Here is an 18,116-nt window from a genome sequence, read left to right as displayed (position 1 = left end):
CAACCAGTAAGAAGCGGGAGCAAGTATATTTTTAACCACCGCCTGTTGGCAGGCAGTTAGATGATGAATCCATGATTTCGCAGAAATAGTATTCTTCTATTCGCGGTTTCTATACCGTCTGTTCACGAGCGATGTTGATCAAGCAATTTCTTGATGTGCAGCATGATCAGATCGGTCGTCTCTTTCAATGCGTCCGAACCTGCTTTGCCAAAGCGCTGCGTGGACAGGTCAATGGGTTCGCCGTACACGATTTTCACGGGTCGAAACAATTTGTACGGTCCTATGATCGCGACGGGAATCACGACGGCTTCCGACTTCAATGCGAACATCCCCACACCCGGCAATCCGGGTCCCAACTCACCTGTCTTGCTGCGCGTTCCCTCAGGGAAGATTCCGAAAATTTTCCCCTCTTCCAGGATCTTCAACGCCGTTCGTATGGCCGTCCGGTCACTTGCCCCCCGCTTCACAGGAAAAGCGCCAAACTTTTTGATCAGAAACGAAATTACCGGTATGCGGAACAGCTCTTCCTTGGCCATAAAGTGCACTTGCCGCTCAATCCCCGAACCGAGCAAGGGAGGGTCTAAGAGAGAGATATGGTTCGCGCAGAGAATGACTGGACCTTCCTTAGGTATATGTTCGGCACCGATCACTTGCCATCGATAAAGCGCAGAAAAAAACATTCGAAAGATGCCTCGAAAGACGCGATAATAACTCACGGTACTTCTTCACCCATTCAATTCGCAGATTTGTAAGATTCGGTCAACAACCTGGTCAATGGAAAGACCTGTCGTATCCACCAGCACGGCGTCTTCCGCCTGCCGCAGAGGAGCTACATCCCGTTCCATGTCCCGCTTGTCACGTTCTGCGATCTCTGCTTCCAGCGTTTCCAAATCTGTTACATGCCCTTTGGCAAGCAGTTCCTTTAATCGGCGTTCCGCACGCTCCCGAATGGATGCTGTCAGGAAGATTTTTACTTCCGCATCTGGGAGAACGTGGGTGCCAATGTCTCTGCCGTCCATGACGACGTTGCCCTGCTCGGCCATCTTTCGTTGAAGCACCAGCATCTGCCGACGAACGGATCCGTAGCTGGCTACGATCGAGGCGTACTGGCTCACTTCCGGCGTGCGGATTTCCTCTGTAATATCACGGCCGTTCCACAAGACCCGTTGAACACTGTTCACGCGCTGCAGTTCAATGGTATTGTTCTGCAACAGGTCAGAGACAGCTTGTTCATCATCGACTGGTACGCCGTTGTGGAGTACGGCCCAGGCAAGCGCGCGGTACATCGAGCCCGTATCAATATAAACAAACTCGAGTCTACCTGCGACCTTTTGCGCCACGGTGCTTTTGCCGGCTCCCGCTGGTCCATCAATTGCAATGTTCATTCTGTCCTCACCTGCTATGTATGAAAGTCCAAGAAGCATCAAATAAAGAAAGCTTCTGTCCGAAGCCCTCTCAAAAATCGGTTCAAACCCTCGTTATCCTTAATAGTACCATACATTGGAAGGCTGCGCAAACCCTTATGGCATGGCCGAAACGCCTTCCAGCCGTTCCGTTTCGATCAAAAACTTTCGAACAGGCTCGAACTGATAGATCAATTCGCCAGTAAGCATGACCAAAATCAATCCCATGACAAGTACGATCAAGCCCTTTTCTATGCGTTTGGAAAAGCGGGCATAGCGTTCGTTGTAATCGCCTGATCGTGCCATCGGAAGGCTCTCTCCTTCTATCCTATTCTGCGATACCTTTCTTTCGGAGTTCCAGCTGACGCTCGTAACATGCCCGAACGATCTTGGCCTGGTCCCCCTCGTTGATCTGAACAAATTTGCCGGAAACCAACTGGTGCTGTCCCTTCTCCTGGGGAAGTTTGCAGCGAATGATTTCCAGAACGGCATTGGCGTGGGCTACACTGCCCGATCTGCTGGGTAAAGAAATCCACACCCGCAGCCTGTCCTTTGCTTTCAATCGGTAGGAGTCTGAACAGGTAAACGAGAGGCCGCCACCGCTGAGGTCGACTGTTCGGGCGAGAAAATGGTAGTTCCGAACATGATCCTCCGTCTTTACGGCGATTTCCACACTGGTGTCGATCCGCAGGTAGTTACGCCGCTGGGAGCGTGAAACATTTTCCTTTTTCGGCAGTTTGATCAACAGCATGGGAATGTTGTCGTTACGCCTGCCGACGACCTCTGTTCGAAAGTCGTATCGGGAACCGTCGTCGCCTATGTACCACACATCGCATTCCGTCCCCTGTTCAAATCGGTCGGTTCTGCCCGTTTTTTCACTGATGGGCAGCTCAATTGCCGCTACCTCTCCCTGAAGATCGGCAATTCTCGATTTGTACGAGTGCGAGCTGATCTCGCCCGACAAACTGACAGGGCTCATGCGAAGTGTTTGACCGATTCGCGGAAGCATCATATACGAACGTTCCCCCTTTGTATCTGACACGTTTCCATTATATACTGTTTCTTTTTCAAACGGCAAATGGGGAAAGTCCCTTCCACAGGACTTTCCCTTTTTCACTTGGAAACTTCCTAGCCTTCATCCACTCTCGCCATCCATTTTGACGATTTCTTCTTCCTCGCCATTCAGCGCGTTGATATAGATCAGGTACGCTTTTCCTTCAAAATTTCCGGTCATCTCGTAGCACAGCACCTCTTTGCCGTCCGCTTTCCCCTCGATGATCGCCAAGCGCTGTTTTGTCACCTTCACGCTCGGATTCACATTTTGCCGCGCCTGCTCCTTGGTGATTCGCGGGTTGGGGATCTTCCGCTGCTTGTGATTAAACTGGTATTCGGTGGAGTTAAAACCGTTGACGGAGCCGTTGTCCAATGCCACTTCAACCGTAACGGCATCCGGATAAATGCGTACTCCATTTTGTTCTGGGACAAACGTGAATACCGCCAGACCTTCGTAACTGTCGCTTTCCGCTGCCACCATGTTTTGGTAGCCATGGGCACGCAGGAACCTATCAGCGCTTCGTTTCGCCTGCTCCATCGTCAGACGCTCTTCTCCGATATCTCGTTCATTGAGGAGCCACACGACTTTTCCGCCTCGTTTCGTCACGTCAAGGTTGATGGGCGTCTTCAATTCTTTGCTGGAGATTTCCACGCTGTATGCGGAGTATTCTTCTGCCTTGCCATTTTCGTCGACGTTCACCTCGCTGTCGGCTTCGTTTATGCCCACAAATTGAAGAGCGATCCGTTTCGCTTCCTCTTTGGAAATGCGGTTACCGTCTATCCCCTTGATTCGCTGCTGCTTTTTCTTGTCCAGACTTTGGATGTTTGTACCCCAGTCAATTTCAGGGAATTCCTGTACCTGTTTATCTATGGTACGAAACCCGTCAATAATGGTGTTGTCCGTCTTTTTGTCATCAGAGGCAAGTGCCGTTTCCACATCCATCCATCGCAAACGCTTGTCAATGACTTTGGTCTGCACATGCCGGAGCTGTTTTTGAATGTCTTTGGAGCGGTCGTACAAGCTTTTTAACGTCTTGTACTCTTGCTCGCTCAAGGGCTGCTTGTTTAGATCGCGAACCGCCACACCATAAGAGAAGTCCGCCACTTTTGCCAGGAACTCCTCGGTGTTGTTAAACGGCATGAGCGTCAGTGGAAGCTGCCCCACGTCAGACTGTGCCGCGTACGCCAGACGCCAGACATTGGTCAGACATGGGGTCATTTGTTTGCGCGAGTTGACGACCAGCGATTTTCCCAATTCATCGTGGAGTTTCTCAACGCTGTAGTTCAAATCGTGAAAAGCCCGTTGATACTGGTTTTCCGCCTTGATCAGCACGGAGTTTTTCTCATTGTGTTCCTGGTACCCCCACATACCCGCTCCGATTAACGCTATCACCGCGACAGGAAACAGAATTCGTGCTGTTGCACCATACACCATAAATGATTGTCCTCCCTTCTTCCGTTACCGGCAAATGATGTGCTATCCGATTCTTTTCACCTGAGGTCGGCTCCAAATCCAATTCGAAGTAGCGGTAGCCGGGTTGAAATAGCAGGATTCCCAGCATGAACAGACGAATCTTTCGCACATCGTAAGTCCTCCTTGGAACGAAATGAAATCTTTGCATAGTGTTAGTGGAGAAATGGGTGATTATGCATTTTCCCACCAAGGAGGCCTTTTCCAGCCAAAAAAAGAACCGGCCGCAGCCGGTTCATCCATTTAAGTCTCCTCTGTAATACTGAAATAACGATCATTGTCGCACAGGCACTGTTTAAAGCCGGTATCAACCCCGCCTTCGGGATCGCGACGTCCTCTGAGCGTAAACTTTTCACCGCAAACATTGCATCGAATGGTCACTTTTGTTCGTGGTTTTTTTGGCACAAATCATTCTCCTCCTCACGTTTAGTGTGGACGAGATCGAAAAGTTTTAGAACCGAAGTCGTGGGCTCTCTGTACTTTTTTTAGGGCCTGCCACCACAGGGCAAGCATGTATGGAACAATTACCCAGATCCAGTGTTGAGTGGCAAGAAAAATCGCATTGTAGAGGGCGTGCAAGCCGATGGGCAGACCCACGGAGACCCACAACCTGCGATACTCATCTTGAGAGCGATCGGAAAACTTCGCCTTCCCCAAATAGTACCCCAGCCAGACCCCGAACAGGGCATGGCTGGAGACGGGAAGAAACGCCCGCCAGAACGCTACGTTTACCCCATTGATGATCAGATAAAAGAGGTTTTCCAAGGTGGCGAACCCCAGCGAAACTGCAACCGCGTAGACGATGCCGTCGTACGGTTCGTCAAACTCCACATGCTTGTAGGCTGTGAAGTACACTACCATCCATTTGAAAAACTCCTCGACCACAGCTGACACAAATACGGCGGCGGCGATTCCGTCCTTCCACTCCCACTCCGTCTGTATGATGTACTGCAGGACCATGACCGGAACGACGAGCAGCACCCCGAATATAAAGGAACGGATCACCATGGAGATGGGCTCCGGCTGAAGATTGTCACGCAGGTAAAAATAACTGAGAATCGCGATCCCCGGTGCGATCGCCGCACCAATGACAGCAATCATGGAACGTTTGCTCCTTTACACAAGTCTACGTTTCATCGTACCATGATTACTGGACCTTGAAAACCTGCAACAAGAGAGGGCTGTGAAATGAAAAACGTACTTGTCCTCAACACAGGCGGCACCATTGCCATGTCGGTAGACGCTTCCGAAGGAGTCAAGCCGCTGGACGATCAAGCCGTTAGCAAAATTACCCCGTTTCTTGAACGCTATGCAAATATAACCATGGTCAACTACTTGAATTTGCCCAGTCCCCATGTCACGCCTCATACGATGAACCAGATTCGCCTTGCCATCCAACAGGAACTGGAGAAAAACCATTATGACGGTGTAGTCATCACACACGGGACGGATACCCTGGAGGAGACGGCTTACTTTCTCGATCTCACCCTTCCGCTCCATGTCCCGGTTGTTGTGACAGGAGCGATGCGGAGCAGCAACGAGCTGGGAGCAGACGGTCCCGTTAATCTGATCTCTTCCGTTCGCACGGCCATTGATCCACAAAGCCGCAACAAAGGGGTACTGGTCGTCTTCAACGACGAAATTCACGCTGCCCGCCACGTAACCAAAACGCATACGAGTAACGTGGCAACATTCCAGTCACCCCAGTACGGACCGATTGGCACGATCTCAAAAAAAAGCGTGAACTACCACCATGCCCCTCTGGATCGCGAGTACTATCCCATTCAGCATGCCAATGCCAACGTGCCTTTGATCAAGGCGGTGGCGGGAATGGATCCGAACTGGCTGCGCTTTTTGCTGGAACAGTCGATTGACGGACTGGTGGTGGAAGCGTTCGGACTTGGCAACCTGCCACCCGCGGTGCTCCCTATCCTTCGGCAGCTGCTGGACAAAGGCACTCCCATTGTCATTGTCTCCCGTTGTTACAACGGACAGGTGCAAGACGTCTACGATTATGAAGGCGGCGGCAAGCAGCTGAAGAACATGGGCATGATCTTTTCCAATGGGTTGAACGGACAAAAAGCTCGACTGAAATTAATGGTTGCTCTGCAGCAGACTCGCGATTTCCATGAACTGCAAGGCATTTTCGCCGTGTAAATCAGACGATGCAGTTGACAACAATGAAAAACCTCCTTCGAGAGTAAATTCTCAAAGGAGGTTTTTCTTATGGCCAACGATGTGTTTTCGCTTACACCCAACCGCGGAAGCGGGACGCTTCTGCCATCTTGCGCGCACCCACCATGTAGGCAGCCAGACGCATGTCAACACGTCGGGTTTGGGAGAGGGTATATACGTTTTCGAACGCTTTTACCATCACTTTTTCCAGCTTTTCTTCCACTTCTTCTTCAGTCCAGTAATAACCCTGGTTGTTTTGCACCCATTCGAAGTAGGAAACGGTTACGCCACCCGCGCTTGCGAGAACGTCCGGAACCAGCAGGATGCCGCGCTCGGTGAGAATTTTGGTCGCTTCCAGTGTCGTCGGACCGTTCGCTGCCTCAACGACGATCTGCGCTTTAATGTTATGCGCGTTTGCTGCGGTAATTTGGTTTTCAATTGCTGCCGGTACGAGAATGTCGCAATCCAGTTCAAGCAATTCCTTGTTGGAAATGGTGTTGGTAAACAGTTTGGTCACTGTACCAAATGAATCGCGACGATCCAAGAGGTAATCGATGTCCAATCCGTTTGGATCGTAAAGGGCACCGTACGCGTCAGAAATTCCTACTACTTTTGCCCCAGCGTCATGCATGAACTTGGACAGGTAGCTTCCCGCGTTGCCAAAGCCTTGCACGACCACGCGAGCGCCTTCCAATTGGATGCCGCGGCGCTTGAGCGCTTCCCGTATGCAAATCGTTACTCCTTTTGCTGTTGCGGTTTCACGCCCGTGCGAACCGCCGAGTGCGATTGGTTTACCAGTAATAAAGCCCGGGGAGTCAAACTCGCGAATGCGGCTGTACTCATCCATCATCCACGCCATAATTTGCGAGTTGGTAAAGACATCCGGAGCTGGAATATCTTTTGTCGGGCCGACGATTTGGCTGACAGCGCGAACATAACCGCGGCTCAGACGCTCCAATTCACGGAAAGACATCTCACGCGGGTCGCAAATAATTCCGCCTTTTCCGCCGCCGTACGGCAGATCGACGATACCTGCTTTCAAACTCATCCAAATCGAAAGCGCTTTAACTTCATCTTCTGTAACTTCGGGGTGGAAGCGGATGCCTCCTTTGGTCGGTCCGACCGCGTCGTTATGCTGTGCGCGATAGCCGGTAAATACTTTTACTTCCCCGTTGTCCATGCGAACTGGGATGCGAACTGTGAGAACGCGAAGCGGCTCCTTCAACAGTTCATACATCGACTCCTGGTAACCTAATTTCTCGAGTGCTTCTCTGATGACCGTTTGGGTAGACGTCAGCAAGTTCATGCTTTCTTGCTTCGGTTCATTCCCTTGGGTACTTCCGGTTACCACTTCGTGATTACCCATTACTTACCACCTCAGAATAGTATGTCGGTAAATCCATCGTTAAGTATACACGCTTGTATCAGGGATGAGAAGAAGAAAATTCCCATTTTTAAAGAGAAAGCACGCTTCCCGTTTTATATTTCCAGATTCGTGAATAAAAATGCTGAAACAATATTGTTATGGTTTCCAGATAGACAACGTTTCATGAGCCTCTGAGGAAACTTGGGCTCGCTCGAAGTACATTCGTGACACTGCTTACCCTGCCTTTTTGCCAGTAATGTGCCATAATAGGAGAGGAATGTTTCCCTTACACAGGAGGTAATCATGAACGAGAAACGCATATTGTTCGTCTTTGCCCATCCGGACGATGAGACCTTCACCTCCGGAGTGACGATCGCCAAGTATGTCAATGAGGAGCGAGCCGTCGTCTCCTTGCTTTGCGCGACACGAGGGCAAGCAGGCAAAGCGGGAGATCCGCCGGTTTGTCTTCCTGGAGAATTGCCTGTCTACCGTGAGCGCGAACTGCGAGAAGCAGCCAGCATTCTGGGGATCGCCCACGTCGACATTCTGGATTACGAAGACAAGCACCTGAATGAAGTGCCGATGGACGAACTAATCGCCCAGATTCATGCAGCCATTCAGCGTCATCAGCCGCAAATCGTCATTACCTTTGCTCCGCACGGAATTTCCGGTCATCCGGATCATATTGTCATCTCGAAAGCGACCCGACTCGCGATGGAGAAGCTGCCGCTTGCAGGAAGCCCGGTAAAGAAAATGTATTATGTAACGCATTCGTCGGCTGAATCTTTCGGGGTCATTTCCCCACCGTATACCGATCCGTACGAAGCGGTCACGACAGAAATTTCCGCTCCCCAATACGTCCCTCAGGTTGCGCAAGCTCTGCTTGCTCACAAAACGCAGCACCTTTCCATCAACCGCGTCTTCCCCGGTGTGATTGGAGGAGACTACCGTCATGTCAGAGCCGTCAATCACTTTATTCTAGCCTGGCACAAACTGCCCGGTTACGAGGTGAAAGGGAAGGAAAGCGACCTGTTTGCCGGGATTGACAGTAAAAGCACCTAGTTACTTCAACTAGGTGCTGTGTTTTACGAGAATCGTTTGCAGATCTCTTTTACGGCATCGTCAGCAATGATTACTTTACCGTATTCCTCCAGTACGTAGACTGTAGTTGGTGTCGCTTCACCATATTCAGAGAGGATCGCAATCAACTTTTGGTATCGTTCCTGATCCAGGTCCACTTCCTCGAGGACGAGGTAGTATTTTCCCTGGTAGAAGTAGGCAGCTCCTCCGTTTGTTAAAAATGCATTTATACGATGCGCTGCTTCAACCATATGTTCAAAGTCCCGGAAGGAATAGAGGATGAGGTCGCTTTCTTCCAAAGTCACTTCCAACTCGTATACTTCCTCGTCGTACTCCTCTTCCTTTTCCACCTTTGAGCCGGTTTTGCCACGAGTTACGATCACGACCATTCCCTGTGCTGGCAAGGCGAAAACTTCAACGGCAACAGGACCTGACACTTCGAAACCCAGTTCTTGATAGGCCTGTTCCATCATGTCGTTGAACAGTTCATGTACTTTTGGAATGTCACGCCACATGTCTTCTTTTTCAATACCTCGCTCCGAAAGATCGTCAAACGTTAAAAAGATTCGTATCTTGTCTTGACCAAGGCGTTCAACACGCATGACTGTCCCTCCTCGCCATCCAGTCGTACTACAAATTATGAATCACAGCCTGTAAGAGTTCTCCGCATTTTCCGAGGAAACACATGCGACATTCATCTATTTTTATACGATAGGGAAATACCGGAGTTAGCTTTATCATACCATATTTGTGGACAAGAACATAGCGGGATGACACTTCCGGATCCGCGCGCCATCTCGAACGCTGTCGATAAACTGCCCTGACAGGCGCGTCTTGTTGGAGCGTGTCACATTCTGCGCTTTCCCAGGAAACATCCAGGCAGCATGAAATGAGACACAGGCGTGATATATTGTACTACAGGATTGGAGGTGTTTGACGTAAAACGCTTGACTTTGTGGCTTTGTCTTTTGTTGACGTCATGCTCGAGTGCCGCTGTCCCTGATGATAAGCCTGATGCAAAACCCGTGATTCAACAGCCTGACCCCGTTGCACCTGCCGGTTTGCCGCTGCCGGATCCTCCTGACGTACAGGCGCCGTCTCCGCGTACAACGACCGAAAAGCCTTTGCGTTATGAATTGAACCCGAAAACCTTTCGCATTCAGAACCCGGACGAACCAAATGAAAAAGTGTTGCTGCTGACGTTTGACGATGGTCCCGCGGGAGAAGCGACGATGGAGCTGCTGGACATTCTGGATCGGCATAAGGTCAAATCGATTTGGTTTATTAACGGTCATCAGGTCGCGAAAAAAAAGCAGGATGGAACGTATGCAGTCATTCCGGAAAAAGCCGCCCTTCTGCGGGAAATACACAAACGCGGACATCTTGTCGGGAATCATACGTGGTGGCACGAAAACCTGCGAAAGCTTCCTGCCGAGAAACAGCGTGAGGAAATCGTCAGTACCAGTCAGCTCATCGCCGATGTGCTGGGAGAAAAACCGAAGTATTTTCGCCCTCCTTTTGGTGCCGGCACACCAGTGTCGGAAACCATTTGCCGGGAACAGGGAATGGTGTCCATGAACTGGTCTGTCGGATCGCTCGACTGGGAGCCGGCCGTGTACAAAAAACCAAACGGAATTACTCGCCAAGTGATCAGCACCGTTCACAGCGGCGGCAACATCCTCTTTCACGACCGCGTCTGGACCGCAACCGAACTGGATGCCATTTTGACCCAACTGGAGAAAGACGGCTATCAGTTTGTCCTTCCAACCGAGGCGAAGTAAGCTTCGGTTTACTTTTTTCCAACCGGTTGGTCGAATTCCTCGCGCAGGTTTCGCCGACGAATGAAGGAGGAGAACTTGATTGCGGCCATCAGGCAGATTGCAACCAGCGTAGGTATTGGAATCTTTACCAGTTGGATATACGCAACGTAGAGGGAAAACAACCAGACCAGCGCATGCAAAAACCGGTCTGCTCCGTGAAGGGCTGTCGGTTGAAACAGACGTTTTCCATGGGTGACAAGCAATTTGTATAACAACCAGCATGCTGACACAAAGGCAACGGCAGAGACCAGAAAACCGGCTGGTCGAAAGAGGAAAAGCGTAACGATGTCACTCCAGTGAGCAAGCGAGAGAAGCGGTGACACCGGTACACTGCTGACAGCCCAATTTCCGCACATCCACGCCAGCATTCCGCGCATGAGTTCGCGTACGAACAGCAACATGTGCATACGCCTCCTACTGTTACAACTTCCTTACCAAATATATTTGCACCGCTTGCTCGTTGTGCCAAAAAAAAGAAACGCCATCCCGGCAGGAAAATGGCGTTTGTCTATTCCTGTTTTTCTTCCATCAACCGCTTGTGTATCCAGACCGCTGCCTGCGAACCGTCTCCCATTGCAATCGATACCATCTGGGAATGAGCACAGATATCCCCCACCGCCCAGATGTTTCGGCAGCTGGTCTCCTTGGTTCTGGGATCAACCTCTACATATCCCCATTCGTTGGACGCAACCGAAAAAGGCTGAAGCAGACGGGTATTGGGACGGGTTCCAGGAAAGGCAAGGAATGCGCAAGAGACCTCCAGCCGATCTCCAGCAGACAATTGAAGCGCCTGCAATTGACCGCCGCTTTGTTCCATTCGTTCCACCCGCGCATCCATCACCGGGATGTTATGCGACTGCAAGCGGGTCAGTTCTTCATTCTTGACCGGCTTGCCCGTGTGGTTCACAATCATCAATTTCCGGGAAAAACGGGTCAGAACCTTGGCCAATGCCAAAGCGTTGGGTCCCTCTCCGATCACGGCTGTTTCCCGGTCGATGATTTCGTAACCGTCACAATCCGGACAAATGAACACACTTACCCCGAGACATTCCGATAGACCGGGAAGAGCGGGGAACGCGTCAGATACGCCTGTCGCCATCAAAATGGTTCTGCCTTCTACACTTTGTCCGCTATCCAAGCCGACCCGGAAAGTGCCGGACGGGTCCTGCCCCAGGGATATCGCTTCCTCCCTGATGAACTCCACACCCAATCGTTCTGCCTGCACCACACCCGTATGCCGCAACCCTTCTCCGCTGATGCCGTCGGGAAAACCAAGCAGATTGCCGTATCGCTTTGCCGCAACGGAGCGCCCACGATGATTGTCGATCACAACCACATCCCGCAAGGAACGGGCCAACTGTATGGATGCCTGAAGTCCGGCAATACCCCCGCCGATCACCACCGTATCATAGATCATCCGCTGTCCTCCGCCCTGACCATTTCCCGTTATCCTGCCCGTTTTACCGCACGTTCATTACTGCTTCACGGGAATCTTGATCACGGTTCCGGCGATCAATTGCTGGTCGGGACGCAGACCGTTGTAGCTGGCAATCCTGGCTACACCGGAATGATTGCCATAATAGAGGCGGGACAGTTTGAACAAGGTATCTCCCTTTTTTACGACGTGCCTTTTTGCCTTTGGCCTGGCAGGTGTTCCTACAGGCTGATGTTGTACGGATACGACGGCGGGCTTCACGATCGGGTTCGCTTCGGTTTTTTGAGCATTGGACTTCGATTGAGCAGGGGAGGGAGCGGCTGCCCCGGTGTTCGATTGCTTCGATGATGCCTCCGTGGCCTTTTGCCCTGATTGGACAGGATGCGTTTCCGTTGTTGCAAGAGGTTGGGGCTGCACGTTCGCATCGGGAGCCGAACTGTGCTTTGCCTGGTACAGTTCCAGCCCGACGAGACCGAAAAAAATGGCTCCGAAGACGGCGATTCCTGGTCCAAGCATAGCAGCGAACGAGATTTTCCTTTTGGAGTGGCGCACCTTTCGAGAAGGCAGTCCTTCGGCATGCACAGCTTCTCGAGGACGGGATTCATCCGGTTTTGAGGTTCGCTTACGTCTCCACATTCAATTAGTTCCTCCCTTCTCGATGGGTCTTCTGCAGATAAACAGCGAGCGATAAATCAATCACGATGTGGGCGAAAATCGGCGGAAGAAGGCTGTCATGTAGCTCAAACAAGCAGCCCAGCAGGTAGCTGGTTCCAAATACGCTGACAAGCAGCAGGGGTTTGCGCAAATAACGAACGTGAACCAGCATGAACACCAAACTGGTCCACACATTTCCAATCAATGGCTGCAGAACACCGCGGAATAGCCATTCTTCGCCAACTCCTACGGTGATGCAAAGTCCCAGGGTCTGCCAAAAAGGAAGACCGATAAAGATTCGCTCGTTGATGTTTCCGTCATCCTGCCATGTCCGCGGCAGATACCGTGCCATGGCGATGCTGGCGCCTACTGCAAGCATCGCCACCCCGCCCGCATAGGCAAAATCAAGCCGGTCGGAAATGGTGAACATCAGGTATGTCTTTTCTCGGCCGTGGATAAGGAAGCTGGCGGAAGCCGCCAAAGCCCACACGATCCCTTGCGTTATACAAAGGTTGAGGCGCAGAGTGCGGATATCCAGCTCATCTAGCGGGTTTGACACGCTTCACCTTCCTCCTCTTTCCATCTTCTTCGGCAAAAGACTGCGCAAAGCCTGCTCCAGGTCCCAATCTTTTTTCACCTGAGCAACCGGGGCGCTGCGCTTTTGTTCGTACAGCCTTCGATCCAACCCGCATCGGGAGCAGCACGCCTTTTCAAAAGCGGTCTCCCCTGTTTCGCCGTAATAGCGGACAAGCCCCGCGCGCAAACAGTCTGGCGAATGAACCCATTGGAGCATGTCGCGCAATTTTTGCTGTTTTCGTTTTTTGGCCCGTTCCGTTCTTTCCCAAAGGTCTTGAATCGTGGCCGAATGTTGCGTGATCGGTGCGGGAATGCATACTAACCCGTCCCGAGTGGCAGCCACTTCCGAAACCAAACCGGCTTGTTCCGAATAGAACATCAGCATTTGCGCCAACTCCTCGCCGATGTTGGCGTTCGTCATCAGGTCGCTGTAGGAAAGCCTGCCCTGGCACACCCGATGGAGAAAGATCTCCGCCTGTTCCATTGTCGGATACTCCTTTTCCAACAAGTGGGTATGGATATGTACATCCTCTTGCGCGTAATACATGCCTGCATAACCCGGCTTTCCATCCCGCCCGATTCGCCCGATTTCCTGAGCGTACGCTTCCAGACTGGAGGGGAAATGGTAATGCAACACAAACCGAATGTCAGGTTTGTCGATCCCCATCCCAAACGCGTTGGTAGCCACAATGATATCCAGTTCGTCTTGCAAAAACTGCTGTTGAATAAGCGCTCGTTCCATCCCATTCATCCCGCCGTGATATCCGTGTACCCGTTTTCTGCCGGTCATCTGGTAGTGCCCAACGAGAGCATCGACGGCCTGTCTCGTCCCGCAATACACGATGCCGGGGCCTTGAAGATCCTCCATTGCTTCAAGCACCCGCTCCCGTCTCTTTGCTTCCGAGCAAACGGGTATAATGTCTAGGGCAATGTTGCGCCGATTCAATGGCCGCATGACCACATCATCAAGGTGAATGCCAAACAACTGGCAGATTTCCTCACGAACAGCCTGCGTAGCCGTCGCCGTTACAGCCAACACCGGCGGGTCCCCCAGTTTTGCAAACGCATCCGGCAGCCTCAGGTAGTCGGTGCGAAAGTCGTGCCCCCATTGTGAGATGCAGTGGGCTTCGTCAACCGCAAGAAGAGAGACCCCACACGCACCCAACACTTGTAAAACGGCGGGCTGCTGCAGTTTTTCCGGTGAGACGTAAACAAGTTTGAATTTTCCCTGCCGGATCTCTCTCATCAGCTGTTTCATCTCTGAAGGATCCAGCGAACTGTTCAGATAAGCTGCCGAAATAAGCCTTCGTGACCTCAGCTGCTGGACTTGATCCATCATTAACGAGATAAGCGGCGACACTACCACAACCAGACCGGGGAGCAGCAATGACGGAAGCTGATAGGTAATGGACTTGCCTCCACCGGTGGCAAGCAGGCCGAGAACATTTTTTCCGGCCATCACCCGTTCGATCATTTCAAGCTGGCCGGGGCGGAAAGACGGATATCCAAAATAGCGCTGAAGAGCCTCTATCAAGCGTTCACGCACCATGTTCCCTCCCCTTTCGCAACGCAAGCGCGAGCCTGATTTTCAGGTACGAGTACTGCGGACCCAGTGAATCTTTCAACAGACGCAGTCGACTTGTCCCCAACCTTTCGCTCACGCGGATGATCTCCTCCTGTTCCTTCTCCGACACGTATTCGACACAATCCCACTCCGGACAGTGCAGCGCAATCTCCACCAGGTGATCTTCCACTGTACTGGACTTGATGTTTCGCCGTCTGGCAATCTCATCAAGGGTACAATGCTGCCGTACCAGCTCGTACGTCTGGCTGGCGCTTTCACTCAACCGAAGGTCTTTGCCGCCGGTTGGCTCGATCAGGGTTGAAAGTAAGGGAAACGCGTCCTTTTCCTTTTCAAGCCGCCGCACGATGACGGCAAGACCGAAGCGAACCTGAAGTTGAATAAACGAAGGTGATTGCCCCGCTGACAGGGCAAGCTGCGTGACCGTGCTTCCGACCTGAGATGCGCCTGACAGCTGCCGGACGATCAGCTCCTGCACGTTGAGAGGAAGTGCGGACAAAAGCGAAAACAGCTCATTGTACAGATGATCCTGCCAAAGCAAGCGTTGTTCCACTGACGCCAGCGTCCTTTTCACCCACTGCTGTACCTGCCTGTTTTGCACAACCGGCTGAAAGCCTGTGTCATTCGCCAGAAGCTGGGAGACCGTTTGGATCATCAGGTGAAGCCGCTGCCAGAACAGGCTCACCTGCTCCGGTTGAGTGGGCGAAGAAAACGGGGTAAACCAGTAATCCAGCCGGAAACGCTCCCGTCCGGCTTGCTGTTCCGCCACTCCTTGTTCGGTCAACGCAAACGACGGTTTCGGTGAACCGCCTGTGCCTTTCGTCAACCTGACCAGCCCGTCAGACAGCAAAAAAGCAATATTTTCTTCCCATGCCTCTCTTGAGATCCGGGGAAACATCCGATAATACGGGTGTAGGCTGTACAAATGAACATCCTGCAGCGTCTGATTTGCCTTTCTGCCGCGGAAGATGTAGTACAACGACTGGAGGGTTCGCTCTCCCGCCAATGGCGCCAACCCGTTCAGCGTGACAGCGTATAGGAACTCCTTTTCCAGCAGGGTTAGGTTACGGTTGTCCATATGAACTCCTTTTTCTATACGAACCGGCAGCCCATGCGCTATACTAGCGAGTGATGCTGCCAGATTCTGCATATGTGGAGGAATGTATGACGAAGAGGTTAACAAAATCAGAATTCATCCTTGTGTATATGATAATCTTAACACTTGCTTGCTTCGTTGGCGGATTTTTTTTGGGAGCAGGCTACATGAAGGCAAAAGTGGAAACGGAGCAGGCTGCTGCCCTTGAAGCGCAAAAGGAACAGGCAAAAAAAGAGCGCTTGCTGCGTGAGCAGAAGTTGTACAACGAACAGGATTTTATCCGTTTTTACTACAGTGTGTACGCGCCGCTCCTGAAGCTGAAACAAGCCCATTTTCAAACCATGGCCAAGCTGACTGAAGCGCAGATGGAGGAACGCGAGGCTGCCTTGAAGCAGTTGGCCGAGGAGACGGAATCCATCCTGCAAGCTGTGGAAAAAGATTTGGCACTTGCCGGTTCACCGCTGTTGGCACAGGCAAAATCCCACTTTGAAGAAAGCCTACGGTCTTATTTGGATGGTATCGATGAAGCTCTTTCCGATCAGAATAGTAATGCCCTGAACCCTGATGGTCTCGCCTCAAGGTTGAATTTGTTCACGAACAACTGGTTGAAGGCACAGGGCTATCTTTACAAGGCGATTGCCATGTGGGAGTCAGTCTACGTCAACAAGCAGGCGCTCCCCAAGGAACTGCCGCAAACGGTGAGCGTCGCTCTTTGGAAGGATTATCCGTTCCACTACCGTACTTATGTGGCGGCTGAGTATTTGGCTCAAATGAAGGTGTACGATTCTTTCAATCCTGAGGATTTGACCGCCCGTCTTGACTTGCTTTTCCGCTCTCAGGAAGCGGCGACGCTGGGGATCAAAGACGTACCTTCTGCCATACGCTTGCTGGAAGCGACAGACGCAGTGCGAAGCGGCGACTTCAAGCAGCTGCATCCAAAACTGTACGCCGGACTGAAAGCACCGGAGATACCGATGTACAGGGAATAGATTCATGATGAGATGTGATTCATTCTTGAAATCTCAACTGACAACGAATAAAATGATTTATGAGCAGTGGACGTACCATCGGTATGGGAGGTGAAACCACGATGACTACATGGGTAGACAAAGAAACCTGTATTGCATGCGGTGCTTGCGGTGCTACCGCTCCAGACGTGTTTGATTACGATGATGAAGGCCTGGCTTTCAATAAACTGGATGACAACACCAACACCGCTGAAATCCCGGATGTTCTCTTTGACGATGTGCGCGATGCGGCAGATGGTTGCCCAACCGACTCCATCAAGGTTGAAGAGTAATTTTCACCACACAAAAACCACTCATGGCTTACCGCATGGGCGGTTTTTTCATTTTCCATCAGATAAAATCTATGGTATGATTTTATGGCAAAAAAAATCAGTAAGGAGTAATAAGATGGAAAAAACGCTTATTTTTGGGCATAAAAATCCGGACACTGATTCCATTTGTTCTGCCATTGTTTATGCGGATTTAAAAACCAAATTGGGGTTTGCTGTGGAGCCGGTTCGTTTGGGTGACATCAACGGGGAAACGCAATTTGTACTGGACTATTTCAAAGTAAATGCGCCCCGCCTGGTTGAAACCGTCGCAAACGAAGTAAATACCGTCATTTTAGTGGATCACAATGAACGCCAGCAAAGCGCAACCGACATTGACAAGGTCCAAGTGGTAGAAGTCATCGATCATCACCGTATCGCCAATTTTGAAACAAGCAATCCGTTGTATTACCGTGCGGAACCTGTTGGATGTACTACGACGATTTTGAAAAAACTGTACAAGGAACACGGAGTGGAAATTCCGAAAGAGATCGCCGGTTTGATGCTGTCCGCGATTATTTCCGATACGCTCTTGTTAAAGTCCCCAACCTGCACGGAACAAGATGTGGCTGCAGCCCGCGAATTGGCGGAGATTGCCGGAGTAAACCTGGAAAGCTATGGACTGGAGATGCTGAAGGCAGGGGCCAATTTAAGCGACAAAACCATCAGCCAACTGATTTCTCTCGACTCCAAAGAATTCCAAATGGGGAATTACAAAGTTGAAATCGCTCAGGTAAATGCAGTGGATGTGAACGATGTTCTTGCCCGTCAAGCTGAGCTGGAGGCGGCTCTTTCCAGCATTATTGAGGAAAAAGGGTTAGACCTGTTCCTGTTCGTTGTGACGGATATTCTCAACAACGATTCGATTGGTGTCGCACTGGGCCGCGCCGCAAATGCCGTAGAGAAGGCATACAACGTTGCGCTGGTTGATAATAAAGCAGTGCTGAAAGGCGTCGTGTCCCGCAAAAAGCAAATTGTACCTGTGCTGACCGATACTTTTAGCAAAATGTAATCCGATTGTTTCCCATTGAAAGCCGTGAAATGCCCTGATTCCCTTACAGATCAAGGA

20 protein-coding genes and 1 pseudogene are annotated in these 18,116 nt (G+C 51.2%); 6 read left to right on the top strand and 15 right to left on the bottom strand.

What is annotated here, in order from left to right:
* Positions 1–122: 122 nt before the first annotated feature.
* The 7 genes and pseudogenes from ACE99V_RS02670 to prsW form a co-directional block, all read right to left on the bottom strand.
* Positions 123–716: a lysophospholipid acyltransferase family protein gene (locus ACE99V_RS02670; RefSeq protein WP_400489599.1), complete on the bottom strand. Its 594-nt coding sequence runs from the start codon at positions 714–716 to the stop codon at positions 123–125.
* A gap of 9 nt (positions 717–725) precedes the next feature.
* The gene (gene cmk / locus ACE99V_RS02665) at positions 726–1,385 is read right to left on the bottom strand and encodes a (d)CMP kinase (RefSeq protein WP_400489598.1); all 660 of its coding nucleotides are present in this window, start codon (positions 1,383–1,385) and stop codon (positions 726–728) included.
* Positions 1,386–1,520: 135 nt separating this feature from the next.
* Positions 1,521–1,709, bottom strand: coding sequence for a hypothetical protein (locus ACE99V_RS02660; protein WP_400489597.1), 189 nt, complete (start codon positions 1,707–1,709; stop codon positions 1,521–1,523).
* Between the two features lie 22 nt (positions 1,710–1,731).
* A complete protein-coding gene (locus ACE99V_RS02655) occupies positions 1,732–2,415 on the bottom strand; it encodes a flagellar brake protein (protein WP_400489596.1) in 684 nt (227 codons plus the stop codon).
* 123 nt (positions 2,416–2,538) lie between these two features.
* Entirely contained in the window at positions 2,539–3,891 is a 1,353-nt protein-coding gene (ypeB, locus tag ACE99V_RS02650; RefSeq protein WP_400489595.1) for a germination protein YpeB, read from the bottom strand.
* A 42-nt stretch (positions 3,892–3,933) separates the two neighbouring features.
* A pseudogene (locus ACE99V_RS02645) lies at positions 3,934–4,002 on the bottom strand (cell wall hydrolase); the annotation flags it as partial.
* Positions 4,003–4,353: 351 nt separating this feature from the next.
* Positions 4,354–5,028, bottom strand: coding sequence for a glutamic-type intramembrane protease PrsW (gene prsW / locus ACE99V_RS02640; RefSeq protein ID WP_400489594.1), 675 nt, complete (start codon positions 5,026–5,028; stop codon positions 4,354–4,356).
* Between the two features lie 87 nt (positions 5,029–5,115).
* Here prsW and ACE99V_RS02635 point away from each other — a divergent pair, with 87 nt between their 5' ends.
* Entirely contained in the window at positions 5,116–6,084 is a 969-nt protein-coding gene (locus tag ACE99V_RS02635) for an asparaginase (protein WP_400489593.1), read from the top strand.
* Positions 6,085–6,175: 91 nt separating this feature from the next.
* Here the strand turns inward: ACE99V_RS02635 and ACE99V_RS02630 are convergent, their stop codons facing one another.
* A complete protein-coding gene (locus ACE99V_RS02630; RefSeq protein ID WP_400489674.1) occupies positions 6,176–7,408 on the bottom strand; it encodes a Glu/Leu/Phe/Val family dehydrogenase in 1,233 nt (410 codons plus the stop codon).
* 363 nt (positions 7,409–7,771) lie between these two features.
* Between ACE99V_RS02630 and ACE99V_RS02625 the strand changes: the two genes are divergently transcribed.
* On the top strand, positions 7,772–8,530 hold the full coding sequence (locus ACE99V_RS02625; RefSeq protein ID WP_400489592.1) for a PIG-L deacetylase family protein: 759 nt from the start codon (positions 7,772–7,774) through the stop codon (positions 8,528–8,530).
* A gap of 23 nt (positions 8,531–8,553) precedes the next feature.
* Here the strand turns inward: ACE99V_RS02625 and ACE99V_RS02620 are convergent, their stop codons facing one another.
* The gene (locus ACE99V_RS02620; RefSeq protein ID WP_400489591.1) at positions 8,554–9,150 is read right to left on the bottom strand and encodes a genetic competence negative regulator; all 597 of its coding nucleotides are present in this window, start codon (positions 9,148–9,150) and stop codon (positions 8,554–8,556) included.
* Between the two features lie 366 nt (positions 9,151–9,516).
* Here ACE99V_RS02620 and ACE99V_RS02615 point away from each other — a divergent pair, with 366 nt between their 5' ends.
* Entirely contained in the window at positions 9,517–10,329 is an 813-nt protein-coding gene (locus ACE99V_RS02615) for a polysaccharide deacetylase family protein (RefSeq protein ID WP_420998066.1), read from the top strand.
* Positions 10,330–10,337: 8 nt separating this feature from the next.
* Here ACE99V_RS02615 and ACE99V_RS02610 read toward each other — a convergent pair whose 3' ends face one another.
* The 6 genes from ACE99V_RS02610 to ACE99V_RS02585 all read right to left on the bottom strand — a co-directional run bounded on the left by ACE99V_RS02610 (position 10,338) and on the right by ACE99V_RS02585 (position 15,693).
* Positions 10,338–10,769 (bottom strand): hypothetical protein, encoded by a 432-nt coding sequence (locus ACE99V_RS02610; protein ID WP_400489589.1) that lies wholly within the window; start codon positions 10,767–10,769, stop codon positions 10,338–10,340.
* Between the two features lie 107 nt (positions 10,770–10,876).
* The gene (locus ACE99V_RS02605) at positions 10,877–11,785 is read right to left on the bottom strand and encodes an NAD(P)/FAD-dependent oxidoreductase (protein ID WP_400489588.1); all 909 of its coding nucleotides are present in this window, start codon (positions 11,783–11,785) and stop codon (positions 10,877–10,879) included.
* Positions 11,786–11,842: 57 nt separating this feature from the next.
* Positions 11,843–12,439 (bottom strand): LysM peptidoglycan-binding domain-containing protein, encoded by a 597-nt coding sequence (locus tag ACE99V_RS02600; protein WP_400489587.1) that lies wholly within the window; start codon positions 12,437–12,439, stop codon positions 11,843–11,845.
* 4 nt (positions 12,440–12,443) lie between these two features.
* A complete protein-coding gene (locus ACE99V_RS02595) occupies positions 12,444–13,016 on the bottom strand; it encodes a CPBP family intramembrane glutamic endopeptidase (protein WP_400489586.1) in 573 nt (190 codons plus the stop codon).
* A gap of 3 nt (positions 13,017–13,019) precedes the next feature.
* Positions 13,020–14,582 (bottom strand): RecQ family ATP-dependent DNA helicase, encoded by a 1,563-nt coding sequence (locus ACE99V_RS02590; protein ID WP_400489585.1) that lies wholly within the window; start codon positions 14,580–14,582, stop codon positions 13,020–13,022.
* The gene (locus ACE99V_RS02585; RefSeq protein ID WP_400489584.1) at positions 14,572–15,693 is read right to left on the bottom strand and encodes a YpbB family protein; all 1,122 of its coding nucleotides are present in this window, start codon (positions 15,691–15,693) and stop codon (positions 14,572–14,574) included. The genes ACE99V_RS02590 and ACE99V_RS02585 overlap by 11 nt, the downstream gene beginning before the upstream one ends.
* A 185-nt stretch (positions 15,694–15,878) precedes the next feature.
* Here ACE99V_RS02585 and ACE99V_RS02580 point away from each other — a divergent pair, with 185 nt between their 5' ends.
* The 3 genes from ACE99V_RS02580 to ACE99V_RS02570 all read left to right on the top strand — a co-directional run bounded on the left by ACE99V_RS02580 (position 15,879) and on the right by ACE99V_RS02570 (position 18,059).
* Complete coding sequence (locus tag ACE99V_RS02580) at positions 15,879–16,700, top strand: hypothetical protein (protein WP_400489583.1); 822 nt, start codon at positions 15,879–15,881, stop codon at positions 16,698–16,700.
* A 101-nt stretch (positions 16,701–16,801) separates the two neighbouring features.
* A complete protein-coding gene (locus tag ACE99V_RS02575) occupies positions 16,802–17,011 on the top strand; it encodes a ferredoxin (protein WP_400489582.1) in 210 nt (69 codons plus the stop codon).
* 115 nt (positions 17,012–17,126) lie between these two features.
* Positions 17,127–18,059, top strand: coding sequence for a manganese-dependent inorganic pyrophosphatase (locus ACE99V_RS02570; RefSeq protein ID WP_400489581.1), 933 nt, complete (start codon positions 17,127–17,129; stop codon positions 18,057–18,059).
* Positions 18,060–18,116 lie beyond the last annotated feature (57 nt).

This window comes from Brevibacillus soli (assembly GCF_044759095.2).
Classification (GTDB): Bacteria; Bacillota; Bacilli; order Brevibacillales; family Brevibacillaceae; genus JBIYSM02.
The sequence above is the reverse complement of the archived record's forward strand: the minus strand, read 5'-3'. Positions and strand labels throughout refer to the sequence as shown.

Coding starts and splice junctions, on each gene's coding strand:
- ypeB (WP_400489595.1), bottom strand. CDS start 3,891: ATGGTGTATGGTGCAACAGCACGAATTCTGTTTCCTGTCGCGGTGATA.
- prsW (WP_400489594.1), bottom strand. CDS start 5,028: ATGATTGCTGTCATTGGTGCGGCGATCGCACCGGGGATCGCGATTCTC.
- ACE99V_RS02620 (WP_400489591.1), bottom strand. CDS start 9,150: ATGCGTGTTGAACGCCTTGGTCAAGACAAGATACGAATCTTTTTAACG.
- ACE99V_RS02630 (WP_400489674.1), bottom strand. CDS start 7,408: ATGAACTTGCTGACGTCTACCCAAACGGTCATCAGAGAAGCACTCGAG.
- cmk (WP_400489598.1), bottom strand. CDS start 1,385: ATGAACATTGCAATTGATGGACCAGCGGGAGCCGGCAAAAGCACCGTG.
- ACE99V_RS02570 (WP_400489581.1), top strand. CDS start 17,127: ATGGAAAAAACGCTTATTTTTGGGCATAAAAATCCGGACACTGATTCC.
- ACE99V_RS02605 (WP_400489588.1), bottom strand. CDS start 11,785: ATGATCTATGATACGGTGGTGATCGGCGGGGGTATTGCCGGACTTCAG.
- ACE99V_RS02590 (WP_400489585.1), bottom strand. CDS start 14,582: ATGGTGCGTGAACGCTTGATAGAGGCTCTTCAGCGCTATTTTGGATAT.
- ACE99V_RS02660 (WP_400489597.1), bottom strand. CDS start 1,709: ATGGCACGATCAGGCGATTACAACGAACGCTATGCCCGCTTTTCCAAA.
- ACE99V_RS02580 (WP_400489583.1), top strand. CDS start 15,879: ATGAAGGCAAAAGTGGAAACGGAGCAGGCTGCTGCCCTTGAAGCGCAA.
- ACE99V_RS02610 (WP_400489589.1), bottom strand. CDS start 10,769: ATGTTGCTGTTCGTACGCGAACTCATGCGCGGAATGCTGGCGTGGATG.
- ACE99V_RS02635 (WP_400489593.1), top strand. CDS start 5,116: ATGAAAAACGTACTTGTCCTCAACACAGGCGGCACCATTGCCATGTCG.
- ACE99V_RS02585 (WP_400489584.1), bottom strand. CDS start 15,693: ATGGACAACCGTAACCTAACCCTGCTGGAAAAGGAGTTCCTATACGCT.
- ACE99V_RS02625 (WP_400489592.1), top strand. CDS start 7,772: ATGAACGAGAAACGCATATTGTTCGTCTTTGCCCATCCGGACGATGAG.
- ACE99V_RS02575 (WP_400489582.1), top strand. CDS start 16,802: ATGACTACATGGGTAGACAAAGAAACCTGTATTGCATGCGGTGCTTGC.
- ACE99V_RS02600 (WP_400489587.1), bottom strand. CDS start 12,439: ATGTGGAGACGTAAGCGAACCTCAAAACCGGATGAATCCCGTCCTCGA.
- ACE99V_RS02655 (WP_400489596.1), bottom strand. CDS start 2,415: ATGATGCTTCCGCGAATCGGTCAAACACTTCGCATGAGCCCTGTCAGT.